Origin of the sequence: Halioxenophilus aromaticivorans, assembly GCF_042850945.1 — a bacterium.
Taxonomy (GTDB): Bacteria; Pseudomonadota; Gammaproteobacteria; order Pseudomonadales; family Cellvibrionaceae; genus Halioxenophilus; species Halioxenophilus aromaticivorans.
Map to the genome: position 1 here is coordinate 4955283 of NZ_AP031496.1, position 15907 is coordinate 4971189.

At 47.2% G+C, this 15907-nt stretch carries 15 protein-coding genes; 1 reads left to right on the plus strand and 14 read right to left on the minus strand.

Translation table 11 applies throughout. From position 1 onward, the window contains the following. Positions 1 to 116: 116 nt before the first annotated feature. From ACGHM3_RS21145 to ACGHM3_RS21210, 14 genes are all read right to left on the minus strand, one after another. On the minus strand, positions 117 to 911 hold the full coding sequence (locus ACGHM3_RS21145; RefSeq protein ID WP_345417100.1) for a cyclase family protein: 795 nt from the start codon (positions 909 to 911) through the stop codon (positions 117 to 119). A gap of 96 nt (positions 912 to 1007) precedes the next feature. Then, positions 1008 to 1430 carry an acyl-CoA thioesterase gene (locus ACGHM3_RS21150; RefSeq protein ID WP_390517574.1) on the minus strand — a complete coding sequence of 141 codons (423 nt, stop codon included), beginning with the start codon at positions 1428 to 1430 and terminating at the stop codon, positions 1008 to 1010. A 152-nt stretch (positions 1431 to 1582) separates the two neighbouring features. After that, on the minus strand, positions 1583 to 3235 hold the full coding sequence (locus ACGHM3_RS21155) for a GMC family oxidoreductase (protein ID WP_345417146.1): 1653 nt from the start codon (positions 3233 to 3235) through the stop codon (positions 1583 to 1585). A gap of 125 nt (positions 3236 to 3360) precedes the next feature. Beyond that, positions 3361 to 3951, minus strand: coding sequence for a gluconate 2-dehydrogenase subunit 3 family protein (locus tag ACGHM3_RS21160; RefSeq protein ID WP_345417103.1), 591 nt, complete (start codon positions 3949 to 3951; stop codon positions 3361 to 3363). Between the two features lie 54 nt (positions 3952 to 4005). Beyond that, positions 4006 to 5010: a TIM barrel protein gene (locus tag ACGHM3_RS21165; protein ID WP_345417106.1), complete on the minus strand. Its 1005-nt coding sequence runs from the start codon at positions 5008 to 5010 to the stop codon at positions 4006 to 4008. A 25-nt stretch (positions 5011 to 5035) separates the two neighbouring features. Beyond that, the gene (locus ACGHM3_RS21170; protein WP_345417109.1) at positions 5036 to 5440 is read right to left on the minus strand and encodes a RidA family protein; all 405 of its coding nucleotides are present in this window, start codon (positions 5438 to 5440) and stop codon (positions 5036 to 5038) included. Positions 5441 to 5530: 90 nt separating this feature from the next. After that, positions 5531 to 6028 carry a VOC family protein gene (locus ACGHM3_RS21175; protein WP_345417112.1) on the minus strand — a complete coding sequence of 166 codons (498 nt, stop codon included), beginning with the start codon at positions 6026 to 6028 and terminating at the stop codon, positions 5531 to 5533. Positions 6029 to 6088: 60 nt separating this feature from the next. Further along, positions 6089 to 7459: a sodium-dependent transporter gene (locus ACGHM3_RS21180; protein ID WP_345417115.1), complete on the minus strand. Its 1371-nt coding sequence runs from the start codon at positions 7457 to 7459 to the stop codon at positions 6089 to 6091. 81 nt (positions 7460 to 7540) lie between these two features. Beyond that, positions 7541 to 9748: a TonB-dependent receptor gene (locus ACGHM3_RS21185; RefSeq protein ID WP_345417118.1), complete on the minus strand. Its 2208-nt coding sequence runs from the start codon at positions 9746 to 9748 to the stop codon at positions 7541 to 7543. Between the two features lie 393 nt (positions 9749 to 10141). Beyond that, positions 10142 to 10492: a hypothetical protein gene (locus ACGHM3_RS21190; protein ID WP_345417121.1), complete on the minus strand. Its 351-nt coding sequence runs from the start codon at positions 10490 to 10492 to the stop codon at positions 10142 to 10144. 234 nt (positions 10493 to 10726) lie between these two features. Beyond that, the gene (locus tag ACGHM3_RS21195) at positions 10727 to 12214 is read right to left on the minus strand and encodes an NAD(P)/FAD-dependent oxidoreductase (RefSeq protein ID WP_345417124.1); all 1488 of its coding nucleotides are present in this window, start codon (positions 12212 to 12214) and stop codon (positions 10727 to 10729) included. Beyond that, positions 12211 to 12549, minus strand: a complete 339-nt coding sequence (locus ACGHM3_RS21200) for a (2Fe-2S)-binding protein (protein ID WP_390517579.1) — start codon at positions 12547 to 12549, stop codon at positions 12211 to 12213. The genes ACGHM3_RS21195 and ACGHM3_RS21200 overlap by 4 nt, the downstream gene beginning before the upstream one ends. Positions 12550 to 12554: 5 nt before the next feature. Beyond that, positions 12555 to 13745, minus strand: a complete 1191-nt coding sequence (locus ACGHM3_RS21205) for an FAD-dependent oxidoreductase (RefSeq protein WP_345417127.1) — start codon at positions 13743 to 13745, stop codon at positions 12555 to 12557. Position 13746: 1 nt separating this feature from the next. Further along, entirely contained in the window at positions 13747 to 14664 is a 918-nt protein-coding gene (locus tag ACGHM3_RS21210) for a dihydrodipicolinate synthase family protein (protein ID WP_345417129.1), read from the minus strand. 237 nt (positions 14665 to 14901) lie between these two features. On the opposite strand from ACGHM3_RS21210, the gene ACGHM3_RS21215 reads away from it, so the two are divergent. After that, the gene (locus tag ACGHM3_RS21215) at positions 14902 to 15825 is read left to right on the plus strand and encodes a LysR family transcriptional regulator (protein WP_345417131.1); all 924 of its coding nucleotides are present in this window, start codon (positions 14902 to 14904) and stop codon (positions 15823 to 15825) included. The last annotated feature ends 82 nt before the right edge of the window (positions 15826 to 15907 follow it).

A 15907-nucleotide genomic window follows, 5' to 3' on the forward strand; every position in this document is an offset into this window, starting at 1 on the left:
ATATCTTAGCCCGGCGAGACGCCGCAGCGTTTGAGACTGAATTGCGATTGAAGACACAAAGCCATGAGCGGCAACGTCTACTCGCTTGGCATTATTCCACTAGAATGTTGCCCTTCTTAGGTTGTTGGAACCAACGCCAAAACCCGTAACGGACTTCCAGATCCCTCTTTTATCTTCAGGGGGGCAGCAATGATTAGAGCGCCGGTTGCGGGCAACTGATCTAAATTACAAAGACTGGCAAGGCCGCATTTATTTGCGCCATGCATAACATTGTGGCAGGGGAACATAGGGTCTTGCATGGGAGCTTGGCCGGCATCTGTGCCCACGGTTTCAACGCCCACACCAATGACATCGCGCTCACTGACTAGAAATTTTACCGCTCCTGGAGACCAACCTGGGGTATGACCGCCATCATCGCTCACGTTTAGATACTCTTTTTCGCTTTCCTTCTTCGACCAGTCTGTACGATATAAAACCCAAGCGCGGCTGGGGATGGGGCCGTTAGCCACTTCCCAGCGTTTTAAAAAATCAACATCAACCAAAAAGTCCGCGTTAGCCTTAGACTCCTCTACCGCATCGATGACAACGCAGGGAGCAATAAATTGTTCCACTGGCAAAGTATCTGTAGTGTTGTTGCCGTAATCTTTGCCCGTCACCCAGTGAACTGGCGCATCGAAATGCGTACCGGTGTGCTCGCCGCATTCAAAGTTGTTCCAATACCAAAAAGGGCCCAATTCGTTGTAGCGGGATATCTCTTCTTTCTGGAAAGGCTTGGACTTACCCCACCCCATCTCCTCGGGTAACTGTAGGATTGGAGTGTCGGCGTCTAAAGTGCGCGTTAAATCCACTACTTTTATGCCACCCGTCGACATAAAACTCGCCAGCTGCGACAAGACTTGTGTTGCAGACATAAAACTACTCCTTGAAGGCTTATTTACGGTATGTTTCAAAGATCATCAGAAGTACTGCGCGTGGCAGTGGGCCAATCTATGCCACCACCTATGCCACTACCCTTCTAAATAAGGTTTCATTTTTTCTCGATACGATTCGGGAAAAGGCCGGCTTACCAGCGCCTCCGCACTAAGCTCGGTTAACACCAATATATTTTTCGTATCAAAAACCGGTCTATCTTGGCACTGAGCTACAATATGAACGGTACACGAAGAATTACCCAGGTGGGCCAAAGTAAGCGAGAAATCGATGGTATCACCGATGCGGCATGCGGATTGAAATTGACATTCAATACTCACTGTGGGCACGCCTAACTTGTGCTCCAAATGCATTTCTTGAAACGACCAATTTAGAGCCTCGGAGAACCAATCCTCAACAACCCCGACCACCATTTCGTAGTATCTCGGATAGAAAACGATCCCTGCCGGGTCACAGTGGGAAAATCCAATTTTTTGCTGTTTCTTAAACGTGCATCTCACTACGCCGCCACCATTACATAACTAATAATATGTTTACGTGTAATATATTACACGTAAAATTTAGAAGATCAACAAAACCACGCGCTTACAGTGATCAGCCAGCCTATTTAATTTTCGAATTCATTAATACCGCCGATTGATTAACCCTCCTCCTACAATAAATTGGCCTTATCTTGCCTCACCGCGTAATCCACCGCTCTCGCGGTCATGGCCATATAGGTGAGCGAGGGGCTATGGCAGGTTGAAGAAGCCATTGCGGCTCCATCTGTGACGAACAGATTCGGAACATCATGACACTGGTTAAAACCATTGAGTACCGATGTTTTGGCATCTAACCCCATTCGGGCAGTACCCATTTCGTGAATGGCAGTGCCCGGCGTGGTATCCCACTCGACGGGTTTAACATCTTCCAGGCCCGACTTCACTAACATATCCACGGCGTTACTGATAATAGACTCCCGCATTTTGGATTCATTGTCGCTCCAGCTCACGTTTATCTTCACTAGCGGTAAGCCATAGGGGTCCCGCCGCTCTTCATCTAACGTGATACAGTTATCATAACGGGGTAACATTTCTCCAAAGCCAATGATGGTGAATTTCCATGGGCCGGGGTCGTGGAGTTTTTTCTTTAGGTCGACACCAATACCTGGGGTAGCTTTTTGCCCCCCCCAATTGGATCTAGAAGCTGCCCCCTGGTAGCCAAAGCCACGAAGATAATCCTGATTGTTATCCCCCATATTCACAAACCGGGGAATATAAATACCGTTGGCTCGTCTACCGGTATAGTATTGGTCCTCGTACCCGGGCAATACGCCGGTGGCCCCGCCAACCATTAAGTGGTCTGTAAGGTAATGACCAACAACACCACTGGAATTGGCCAATCCGTTGGGAAAGGCCGTTGATTTCGAATTAAGCAAAATTTGCGCACTGCCAATTGTAGATGCGCAAAGAAAAATAATACGGGCTCTATATTCCCGTTCTTGCAGTGTCTCACTGTCGATAACTCTAACACCGCTTGCACGACCGGTTTCTGTATCGTAAAGAATTTCTTTGACAATACTGTTATGAGCCATGGAGAGATTACCGGTACGTTTTGCTGCAGGAAGCGTTGCAGTCAAGCTACTAAAATAAGCACCAAAAGAGCATCCCCTACTACACTGGTTTCGAAATTGGCATGGCCCGCGCCCCAGTTCGATATGATGCGGCTTGGGCTTGGTTAGATTAGCTATTCGACCAATGATCAGCTTTCTGTCTGCGTACTGCTTTTCAAGCCGTTGCTTAATGGCTTTCTCAGCGCAATTCATTTCCATAGGCGGCAAGAAAACACCGTCCGGCAAATGTTCTATATGTTCGGTACTACCACTAACACCGACAAAGTCTTCGACGTAGTCGTACCATTGAGACAAATCCTCGTAACGAATAGGCCAGTCCGTGCCATGCCCATCTCTTTTATTCGCCTCAAAATCCAAATTACTTAGACGGTAGGACTGCCTACCCCACATAACAGAGCGACCGCCGGTGTGATAGCCTCGTATCCAGTTAAAAGGCTTTTCTTCGATATAAGGATTTAGCCGGTCGTTAACGAAATGACTACGATTGTATTCGTTCATTCCGAAACAGCGACGCTGCACAAAGTAGTCTCGTTCGAGCAACTTCTCATCCATGATACCTCGGTGTTCGAGATCCCATGGATTAGAAAAATCGTGGGGATAATCTTTTCCGTGAACCGTTTCCGGGCCTCGCTCAATAACCAGGGTTTTAAAGTTCTTTTCGGTTAGCTCTTTCGCAGCCCAGCCGCCTGACATGCCCGATCCAATTACAATGGCATCGTATACAGGAATATCCAAAATTCCATCTCCAAATTTTATATTTACGACAAAGCCGCCCGATTGCCAGCAACCCTAGGCCACTGGCTATTCGACAGACTTATCTAGCGCGTTGCCCAAGCACTACCGACACTGTCATAAGGTACACAGCCGCGATAGGCGCCAGGAACCGCCTCGTATTTGAGCTCCTTTGTGGCGCCAGGCTCGGAGGTGTAATAGCCAACCAGTATCAGTGACTTCAATTCTCTATAGGTTGAGTGAATTGGATCCGTTAGGCCTTCCACTAACGCTTCCCTATCTAAGGTTTCCAAGGCTGCAACGTCTATCAAGTCAGGTAAAGCGCCGGCTTTTGCAAAGCTGCTATTTTTTATACGGCTTTCAATGAATGTTAAACCTAGTAAGAATCTATCTTGATGTACTGGCTTAAATTGGTTGCTGATAACACTGATGATGAAGTCAGGGACACCCACATCAACCGCTCCAGGCGTATCGGTACGAGGCAAAATTACGTCACACATGTCTACCAGTAATTTGCAAGCCGCGGGCGATAAACTTCGTTCCGCCGTGTTAGTCGCCGCAGGCTTTGCCAGAACAGCAGCCACAAGCGTGGGCGTAATCATGGCACTTCCGAGCACCGTGGCGGCTGCCTTAAGTGCGTTGCGCCGATTTATTAATAAAAGATCCTTACTAGACATTACTGGGTATACTCATTTTTAATACAACGGGAATGTTGCCATCTTTCAGAACTATTAACTTGTCAGAGCTTTTTGCGCCGCATCCAAACAGTAGGCAGACATTTTTTTCAATTCTGTAATGGAATCTGATCCTGCATATTCATATTCGTACATCATTGGTATGGGATACCGATTTTTAACGATGGTTTGCACTATTTCAGCAATAGGCGTATCCCCTTTACCGAAAGGCATGTTCTTACCAAAATCGTTTTTGCGATCCTTTAGGTGGACATTTAGAATTCGATTGTGGTGTTTCTTCAAAAATGCAACGCTGTCGAAGCCAGCGGCATGGAAGTGGCCAACATCAAAATTCATGCCGTAAAGCGGGGATAATTCTAAGGCGCGCTCAAAACTTTCAGGGCGCGCAAATTGATTAGGATCGTGCAAATTTGAATGACCATGCAAGCCCACAAGCACACCGAAGTGCTCCATCATGGCCACACTGCGTTCGGCCATTTCAACCGTTGTCGACGTTGTCATAATGGACGTGCCCAGCGCTTTGGTGATCAAAAAGCCTTTTTCAGCTTCTTCATCTGTACAGTCCATCTTTAGGCTAAAGTTAAACGCCTGCACTTGAATGCCAGCCCGCCTAAATCGATCTCCGATTTCGTAAAAATAGTCCAATGGTGTTGCTAATCGCCATTGACGAATCTTCTCTCGGATAATTTGTGTATCTTTTGGTGGAGGCCCTTCCGGAGGCTTTCCGTAAACCGACGCCCTCGTAGGTTTACCATCAATAAACGCCCAAGGCGCGTTAGCTGAGAACTCCGGTGGCTGAATACTGGGTTCAAACAATTCCACCGCGTGTATGCCCAAGGCACGACAACCGGCGATCATTTTATCGACGGTATCCCCCTCCGCTGGCAGCATGTCTCGGAAGCTGTATGTTTGAACGCCGAATACAGGGCCGCGATATTGGAAATCGGTGCCGGCGTACAATTTGGCCATTGGTGTAAGCAGTAAAGCCGAGGCAAAGCCTTTAGTCGTGGAAGCCAACAGCGTTCTTCTATTTAGTTGCATATAAATCTCTTAATTTACTAAGGCTCTATTTAATCTGTGCTGTTGCCTCAATCTCAATGAGCAATTCTGGTAACGCTAATGCTTGCACACCAATCAGCGTATTCGCCGCCGGAGGTGCTCCCTCATAGAACTCCAAGATCGCACCACATACGGGCTCAAGCAGCGCTGGAGAGTGGCCCACGATATAGGTGCGTATACGTACAACGTCGGCGGGCGTTGCGCCGGCAGTTTTAAGAACTTCTTTTAAATTGGCCAGTGCTTGCTTAGCCTGCGCAGCTACATCCCCAGCACCAACAAGCTCTCCCTCTTTATTCCATGCCACTTGCCCAGCGCAATGGATGGTGCGAACGTCACTGGATTCAGTGGCATGAGAGAATCCAAAGTGTAAGCTTGGATACATTGTCTCCGGGTTGATTACTTCTCGACTCATTCAAATTCTCCATAAAAAATTAAAACACCAAAAATATGTTGCTGTTTGAAAGCTGCAAATTTCTGACAGCAAACAATCGAATCACTAACATCACAGATATTCGACCAGCTCCAACTGATGCCCAAACGGATCCAAAACATACCACGAGTTGCTATCTGGGCAGGGACCTCCCACAGAAGCAATAGGCCCAGCCATCAGTTCACAACCCAGATTTTTTAGATGTGATAAGGCACTCTCCAGGTCCAACACTTTGATACAAATATGGCTAGCTCCAGTATCACAATTGGCGGGCACCGCTCTGTTGGCATCACTCGGCTGGTCATACTGAAATAACTCCACCTTCAGATTTGCGAACAGCTGTACCATGGCGATGTGCAACTTCGCGGCGGACACATTGACATGAGCCTCTGTCCAATCGCGGCCATCTTCTTGCCGCGGGATCTCAGCAGCATCGAATGGCCCCATCTGATAGATGACGGCAGCGCCGAAGGCCTTTTGGTAGAACTCCAGAGATTTCTCTATAGATGTAACGGTTATGGAAATGTGATCTGCGCCGGCATAAAGGTCTGAGACATTAATATCAGGCATTGGAATCTCCCCACAGATTTTAAAATTTAGAGCGCGCCGAGTTAGACTGTTAAGCGCAAGTTAAAATAAATTGATTAGAAATACACTAGCGACCGCAATCGGCACTAAATAGCGTACTAACGAGTACCAAATGCCAAACCATGTATCGCTTACGGTGTTTAGCTGTGCTCTTACTTGATCTCTAGTCATCGCCCACCCAGCGAGCACTGCCACCAAAATCCCGCCAGCCGGCATTAAAATATTTGATACCAGATAATCTATTAGCCCAAACAAAGTTTTATCAGCAAAAAGCGGGAACATAGACAAAGGTTTAAAGTCGGCCCAAACATTGAATGAAAACACTGTCGCCAAACCAAGGATGAAGATAGCCAAAGCAGACAGCGCCGCCAATACAGGCCGAGCGAGAGAAGTCGTTTCTTCAAGCCAAGCTACCAAGGTTTCCATGATGGTAATGGACGATGTCAGCGCGGCCATGGCTAACAACAAGAAGAATATTGGACCAAAAATTTCACCACCTGGCATTTGCCCAAAAGCGACGGGCAGTGTTTGAAAGATAAGACCAGGCCCACCGGCAGGTGAGAGATCGAATGCAAATACAATTGGAAAGATCGCGATACCCGACAATATGGCAACACCGCCGTCGGCCGCAGCAACAACCAAAGCCGCTCGCACCAGGGAAAATTCTTGCTTCATGTATGCGCCAATGGTCATCAATACGCCCAGGCCCACACCCAAAGAGAAAAATGCCTGGCCAACCGCCATCAAAATAACATTGGCGGAGAACTGCTCCAGGTTTGGCACAAACATAAATTTTAACGCCGAGACCAAGTCACCAGCGATAACGGCATACAGGACCAAAAGCAATAGAATGATAAACAACCCCGGTGTAAGCCACCTGAGCACACGCTCCAAACCAGACTTAACACCCAGCGCAACCACCAAAGCGGTCAGTACTAGAAATACTGCCTGAGAAGCCATTAACCGCACGGGGCTGGTCATTAGGTTTGCAAACAGCGAATTGGATTTGTCGGCATTCACCTCCTGTAACCCACCACTAACTGACTGAACAAAATAGTCCAGTGTCCAACCCGCTATAACGCAGTAAAAGCTAAGCGCTAAAAATACTCCCAGCGCCGCCATAAATCCGTAGTAACGCCAGTACTTGCTAATCCCCTGGTCACGCTTAAGCACGGCCATGGTGCCAACCACGCTTTTACCGCCAGATCTGCCAATCAGCAGTTCGGCAATCAATGCAGGAATCGAGATGACAATCAATGCAATTACATAGACAGCGATAAATAATCCACCACCATTTTCTCCGGCCACATAGGTAAACTTCCAAATATTGGATATTCCTACGGCGCTGCCGATCGCTGCGGCAAGAAACGCAAATTGTGAAGACCACTTTGTTGGGGATTGTGTAACTGTCATAAAGAGTTTTAGCTCGAAAAATCGTGTAACAACCAGGTAAAAACACTGGCCACACCCTTCTAGCAGAGTGCGGCCTGGTTTTTAGTAGAATGATTTTTTAAATGATAGGATTAAGGTTCTTGGGTTATTGAATAAGTAGCCATCGGGATATACACCCGGTATTGTACGGAATACATCCGTCACCGTATCGTCGTTGAAAACATTGTTGACCGATAACGATGCCGACCAACTATCATCCTCCACTCCAGCTCGAAGATTCGCTAACGCATAGCTATCAAGCTCTAGGTAGGTAGAGGAATCTGGGCGTAGTTCAGTTTGACGTTCACCAACGTAGGCTAGGTCGCCACCGACAAACCCCAACATGGTAGAGGTTCCCACCGCCCACTCGTAGCGGCCACTGAGCGAAAAGGTAGTCTCTGGCGTATAGGGTATTTTGTCGCCATCCACGCCGGAGCTTGGAATGGGATTATCTTCCGATAGCTCCGCTTGCAGAAGACTACCGCTAAAAGTTAGCGACAACCCATCCATTGGGTAGGCAGTAGCATCAAATTCGAAGCCGTAGATTTCCGCCGCGCCACCGTTACCACGATAAGGGAAAGACAATACCCCGTCCGTCGCCTGGTCTTGGATCTGAATATCAGACCAATCGATGTAGTACACCGCTGTATTTAAAACTAACGCACCATTTAGAAAGGTATCCTTAAAACCGACTTCGAAATTATTAAGTGAGTCAGAGCCGTACCCTGCGGGTATTGTGACACCAGCCAGTTGTGCTGCGGTTTGATCGTTAGCACCACCGGACCGAAACCCTTGTGCCCACTGAAAGTAAGCCATATGGTCTTCGTTTATTTGGTAAGAGAGATTAAATTTTCCGATGATATCGTCTTCTTCGAAGCTCAATACGGGCCCTGGACCTGAACCAGCACCTCCGGACGCACCTTGTAGCGAAATACCTTGCTCATCATATTCGTAGTCAAACCAGCGCGCCCCTGCTGTCACAGTAATCTTATCGGTTAAGTCATAGCTTAGTTCAGCGAAAAGCGCAGACTCTTCCACTTCAGTCGCTACCGTGCGATCAAGAGAATAATAGCCGTCAGACATCATTACACCGCTAGCATTAGCCTGAACAATCGAACTGCGGAAAAAGCGTTCTTCCGATTGCTTAAAGCCACCCACTAAAACCTGGAATGGGTCACTAAAATCGGATGCAAATCTAAGCTCGTAGGAGTCGACTTCTCGCGCCTTCGGCTGAGTAATCACACTCCGGCCTTCGGTTAAATAATCCCAGCCAAAAACGTAGTCTAAATAAAACGAGGTATCTCGGCTAAAACGTGTGTCTCTTTTTAATTTAGATGTAGTTGCGGTAATCGTACCGACGTCAAGGTCATAATCAGCAGTTAAGTTGTACAAGCTCATGTCATCTTCAAAACCATTTTTGGTCAAATCGGCTTGTGCATACTCTCTCAGCGCATTACCTAAATAGTCGTTTTCGTGATAGTAGGAAGGTCCGCCTGTTTCGGAATCCTGATTCATGGCCATGGCGTAAATGGAAAGGCGATCTGTAGGCGTGTACAACAACGAGACTCGACCGGCCGATGTATCTTCATCGTTAACGTCGTCTGCTATTTGATTATCGATAAAACCTTCTCGCGCAAGTTTGTATCCAGCCACGCGCACAGCCAAAACGTCATCAATCAATGGCAAGTTGCCGGCGACTTCTATCTCATGGCCAAGGTCCGCGCCATCAGTGCTGCGCAAACCGAATGTAACATCGGCAGACGGACCTTCGAAATCTGGCTTTTTAGTGATGTAACGGATTGTCCCGGAAAGAGAACTGGAACCAAAGGTAGTCCCCTGCGGGCCTTTAAGAACCTCAACGCGATCTATATCAAACAGTTTTAAATCGGGCTGGCGACCACCACCGTCTTGCGCATTCTCACCTGTAATAATAACCTCATCCATATACAGGCCGACTGTACCGGCACCTGTAGAATTCACACCACGGATAATATAACGCTTGTCCCCGGGGCCTTGGTCGAATACCGCTAGGCCTGGCACCATACGAAAGAAATCACCAAAATCGGCAGCCCCCATACTTTCAAGAGCTTCACCGCCCAACGCCTGCACAGCGAATGGAATATCTTGAATACCGGCATCGCCTCGCTTAGTGGCAGTAAGAATAACCTCTTCCATCTGCCCTGAAGTCTCCGCGGCCACAGCAGAAGAACCCGCCATAAAAACTGTCGCTAATAACCAGGGCAATTGCTTTTGCTTCAAATTAATATGCATCACCACAAACTCTCCATTCCTAAAGTATTAGTATCAATGTCGCTAATCTCGTCGAGGCTTAAAAAACTGATCAAGTTTTTAGCACCTCGCCTGTTGTCATCTACATTAACACCGGGGTAAAACTCATCAATAGCACAACATATCGATAATCTTTGCACTGAGCGCAAATTAAGGCGCAGTTTTGGATGCTCACAAAAAAATTTCATTAAATAATTACAAAACTGAGTTGCGGGGAGGGGATTTAAATTGGCGATCACCAAGAAAAGACATTGAGTTATCGGAAATCTAGCAAATCAAAAGCGTGACGAAATAACCTAAAAATAGTTTTTAGGAAAAAAGCAATCGCTTACCGGTTCAAAGAATGGTATTCACGACTGAAAACATCATTTAATCTCACTGTGCACGGCTCGAATCAACCGTAAACACCTTCAAAATTAAAAGCGGCTCACAAAAAGCAGCGCTAATATCAGCCCAAACAAATCTTATTTCTAATCTGGGGATTATTTCATTGTAACTTGCCAGCCATTGCACCACTTGCGTGCACGCAATCTTAGGAGGGGGACGTTCTTGTGCATCAAAATTTCCTACACATTCATTCAACATAAGATATAAGGCCGAAGTTGAATACGCTGTACCCATAACTTCACTATCGCCGCGGTTCGGTAATTGATACAGCAAGATTTGTGCAAAAATGATTGGAATAGATGTTATTTGCGCATTAATAACTTTGAGAGGCTGGCCCACACAGTTTGTTGGGATGGTAGTCGCGTTATTTGGGAGAGCGAGTGAACCTAGTAATTACTTTCGACTGCCTTCAGCCTGTAACAGCACCGCAACGAGACTCAGTAGTTTGCTGCAGCTGGAATGCGGGAACTCGATCACTGAAGATACATCACGACACACTGATACTGAAAAATGGGCGGGCTATCGGCAAATACTTGGGGCCTTCGGCTATTGCGCCCTAAAAAGGACAATTAATTACTGCTCTAAAAATGCTTCGATAGAAATTGGCTTAGCAGGAAATTGAGCACTAAAATCACCGGTACTGGCCTCCGACCGATCATAACGTTCAGCTAATATCCTTTTTACTATCCGGTGGCAGTAACGCCCTTGGCACATTCCCATACCAGCACGAGAAAGTAATTTAAGAGAATTCACTGAAGTTGCCTGTGGGTTATCTTCCACAATTTGCAAAAATTCAGAAACCGAGACATTTTCACATTTACAGATTAGAGTATCGACTTGTTCGAGCTGATCGTAGGATTCTCCACTTCGAGCAATCGCTTTAAGTACATTCGCAAACTCTAATTGCTTAGCTAGGTTTTTACGCACCTTTTTAGCTCGTCTACCAATTTCCTTGGCTAGGGTTCCCTCTGGACCTTCGCTCATTACTATCCCTAGCGCCGCCAGCGTACCTTCATCCATCGCTGCATCTGCGCCAGCCATCATCGTGATTTCACCGGCAACAAATAGCCCTTTTTTTGAGCTTTCCTGCCATTCGTTATGCTTAACTAGATAACCGCCATTCTCCCGAGACCAAACGGTTTGCGCTCCCGCCTGTTTTGCCAATTCACTAGATACCGAGAAATTGAAACAAAGCGCCAGACGATTAGCTGCAATTGTCTTCGTTATAAAAGGCGGAGCGTCCCCGGTACCATCTGACATATCTGCTCGCGCCGATCCCACCTGCCGTTTAAAGTCAACTTGCTCCAGCTCGTCGGCGCCTATAGCGCGTGTGACGATGGTCGAATGCCATATCGGAACTTTTGCGCGCATTAATACAAGTAGGCATTTAAATATATAGAGCAGCTTTTTAGGATAACGTAATACGGCCAAAGGAGACTTAAAAGCTGTTCCTAGAGCACGCCAGGATTGGGCAAAGGCCACTACCCCGACGCTGCCGCCAGCCTCAACAATTTGACTGGCAACAACTATCTGTAGAGGGTGCGTACCAGAGAACACAAAGCGATCACCAGGCACAATAGATTGGCTCTTTATAAAAGCTTGCATACCACCAGCCATCATCACTCCGGGTGTATTCCAGCCAGGAAAAGCGATAGGCGCCTCATGACAACCGGTGGCAAGCAAAACTTTTCGGCAAAGCTGTTCATGTATCCCGCGGCTCTTAGGGTCGGCAAGGTTTTGGTAAATTACAGTGAAAATATCACTGCCATCGGAGTCCTTTCCGGTTACTACCCCTTGAACTGTGACCCCCAGTCGCCATTGCAAAGATGCGTTTTTTTCTGCCCTGTGGACCAGGTCTCGCCCCGCTTTATAAAGTGATTCCTTGAGCCAGTTTTTGTTTTTGAAGCCACGTGGGGGTTGTCGGAAAATCTGGCCCCCGGCCGTAAGTTGTTCGTCGAATATGACCACCGAGAAGCCGTACTGTGCCAGTGTTTCCGCCGCTGCTAAACCCGCAGGCCCGGCACCTATAATGCCAACATCCCTCGCTTGCAATTCCGTCACGATTCACCAGCTACAGGTTTTACGTTCACGTTCGGTTTGATCTCCCTACCGGCCTTAATGTCCATACCTGCGGCCACGGGCGTCAAACACGACCGGACTGCACTATAATTTTCCTCTCCGGGGTAGCGCACTTGCACTAAACATTCGTAGCAGGTTCCCATGTTGCAAAGTGGGGCACGCGGCTGGCCGAAGCGATTGATTTGGCTAATCAACTGATCGCAAATTAACAGAACGGCTGCTATAGACTCGTTTTCATGTGCGGTGACTGTGTCGCCATTCAGCGTTACTTGGATTTCAGGAGTACGTGTTATATTGGTCGTGATACGCCAACTCATAGTTGCTATGCACCCATAAACATATTGATGTGTGAAAACCGATTAGGTGAGTAAGGCGCAATCAGCTCCGGCTCACGGCCGGTTAAAATCGATTCACTCAGTAATTTCGCGTAGATAGGCCCATAAGTGAAACCGGAGCCTCCCGCAGCAACATGCATACCCGGTGCCGCTTTAATGCCCCCAACCAATGGTAATTGATCCGCGGTGACGCCAGTAATCCCGGTCCAGGTCCGCAGCAAATTTAATTTCTTGAGAGCTGGAATGGTATTACTGGCCACCCGCAAATTGGCTTTGAGTTGTGATAATTCTATATCAGCCTCACGCGCTACCGTTTTAGCGATACCATCACCTTTTAATCGAGAAGACCAACCGCCACCAATAAGTACGTTACCATCGGCTACCTGTTTCAACGAGAGCTTTTGTCCCACATGTTGAATTAGGTAATTTAAAAATTTCGGAGTTGACTCGGTGACACTCATCATCAGAGGGACTGGAAAAATCGGGAGATGCACATTGGCCTTCAAGCCAAACTCGTGAGCCCAGGCTCCCGCCGCGTTTACGACATGCTCCACCACAACTGTTGAAGTGGTATTTTCTTTCTGCACCTGAAGATGCCATTTCCCAGAGCGTCTATCCACTCGCTGCACTAGTGACTCTACGCTAAAATCAACCCCAAGCTCTGCAGCCGCACGAGAAAAAGCTGGCGTTAACAACCGCGGGTTACAGTGGCCTTCAAACTCGCAAAAAAGCGCTGCGTTTATACTGTCACTTAAATAGGGCGCCTTTGCTAAAGTCTGATTTTTGTCCAGTAACGTTACCGCCAAACCGTATTTATTTTCTACTTCCGCTTTCCGCTCCAAGATAGAAACCTGCTGTGACGTTTCGGCTAGCATCATCCCACCCGACATACCCAAGCCAATGTCAGCACCCAGCTCTTTATCCAGTGATTTCCATTGCTCGATGGCCGCCAGAGTTAATGGGATAAGATGTGGCAGTTGAGTATGCAGAGCCTCCTGATTTTGAATGAGTCGGTATTCGAGCTGAAAATGCAAAGAACCTGCGTTTCTACCTGAGGCGCCGCTGTTGATCTGATCACGGTCAATAACCACAACTGATAGACCAGCCCGAGCGAGATAGTAAGCACAAGCACACCCTATTATGCCCGCACCTACAATCGCTACATCTGCCTTCTGCATTCTACAACCTGCCTAATTCCTCGAGCGTTGCACGTACAATCGCTACGCCATCGTCTTTTAAATCGAGTAACGGTTTGCGCACATGCCCTCCGGGTAGCCCCTGAAGGTTCAACGCAGCTTTAAATATAGCCTGGGCGGAGCCAAACTTTCCGGTATAATCTGCGTGAAAAAAAGCATTCATCAAATAGTTGTCTTTACGGCTCAGTTCTAGAGCGTCCCGATAACGACCATTCCATATATGGTTGAAAAAGTCGGGCTGATCTTTTCCCAACACTCCACCGGCCCCCATCATGCCATCGGCATTCGGTTGTTGCATCAGTGCTAGACCCAATTCGCTAATGGGAATTCCAAATACCTTTACTTTATGACGGAGCTTGGAAAAGACATTTATGAAATGATGTAGATTGGGCGTCGAGTTTTTTATTGCAACAACTTTGTCTAAGTCTGCCAGTTTGTCTAAAAGCTCAAAAGACATATCAACGTTGGTGCCCGGGGGCCAGTTGTAAACGCACACTGGTAAATTTACACGCTCACTAACAGCTTTGTAGAACTCGTAAATCTCCCTTTCCGTTGGTTTCATGTAAGGCGGGGCAGATAATAACATCCCATCAAAGCCTAACTCTTCTGCCGCAGCCGCGTTGCGCACTACGCCATCCACTGAAAAATCGTTACAACCAGCAATAATCGTACACTTGCCCTTCATTTCCTCACTGACAACCGACATTACTTCATATTTTTCTTCGTAACGCATATTGAACCACTCACCTTGAGTACCCAACGTCACCACGCCATGCATCCCCTCTTGCAGGTACCAACGCAACAGTTCGCGCATACCACCTGCATCTAATTCACCTTGCTCATCGAAAGTCGTGGTTATAGCCGGAATGTAGCCTTTCCAACTCACTGAATTTCTATCCATCGTGGTAACGCCTCTCTGTTTTCTTGCTTTGCCCAGTAGACCAGGGCAGTCCATAGCCACGCGTTTAGTTGGTTCAACGTTAAGCGCGAGGCTAGAGCTACGTTATGTTCCAGCCGCGCTTTCATCAATAGCAACAATGCTTTAACTTTATTGCCTTTAACGCAATCTAGCCGTATAGTCGAAATCAGTGCCCCTCTTGCTAGATGATTCATTCTCGCCAAATAGGAGAAGTAATTTTTGGACTCCAAAGTTAATATCACTCGGCTTAAATATCTGTACGAAGCAAACAGACACGGAACAATGAATGCGGCAAGTGAAGCCATGGAAGTCGCGGCTTCTTCTGTTACCCGCCAAATTGCAACCCTGGAGCAAGAGTTAGGTATTGACCTGATAGAGAAAGGTCGGCGGGGGGTCAAACTAACCCAGGCAGGCCAGTTGGCTATAGATCACTTTATTGCAATCTGCGCACAAGAAGAGGTGTTTTTCAGCCACTTAGATAGCTTTAAAAGCTTGCAAAAGGGCGTTGTCAAGATCGCAATCGGCGAAGGTTTCATGTCGCCAGAGTTCAATCAGCGTATCAATCGTTTTATTGCCAAATACAGCGGCATTGACGTGGACGTTTTACTCGCCAAGTCGAATCACATTATCGAGCTAGTAAAGCAAGACGAAATTCATTTCGGGCTTATCTTCGACGTTCCGAGAGATCCTGCCATTCGCGAGAAATTAGTACTCGATCAGCCAATCAAAGTATTGCTTCCGAAGAATCATAGGCTAGCCGACGAGCCCATCATAAAACTCAGCGATTTAACCAATGAGAATATCGCTCTGCCCAATCGTTCCTATCGAATCCGACAAGTCATCGATATCGCGGAACGACTTATAAGTCCAACCGTAACTACCAATTCCATTCATCTAATGAAAGATTTCGTCATCTCCGGGGGTGGGATTAGTTTTTTGCCAGATATCGCAGCAATGAGTGACATTCTTGGCGACCGATTGATAAGCAGAAAAACCGATAACGAATTATTTAACTCCACAAAAATCAGTCTTGTAACACGGCTTGGCCGTCAATTACCCGAGATAGCGGATTTACTCTCCCGCCGAATTCAGGCTCACCTCAATGACACGGTTAAAGCCCTGAAAGACCTGGAAATTACCTAGCTAAATATCACACCAAAACCTATGCCATATTTGGCCACAATTTAACTCAGTTAATCCGCATTTGCGCCCCAGCCCTGCCCCA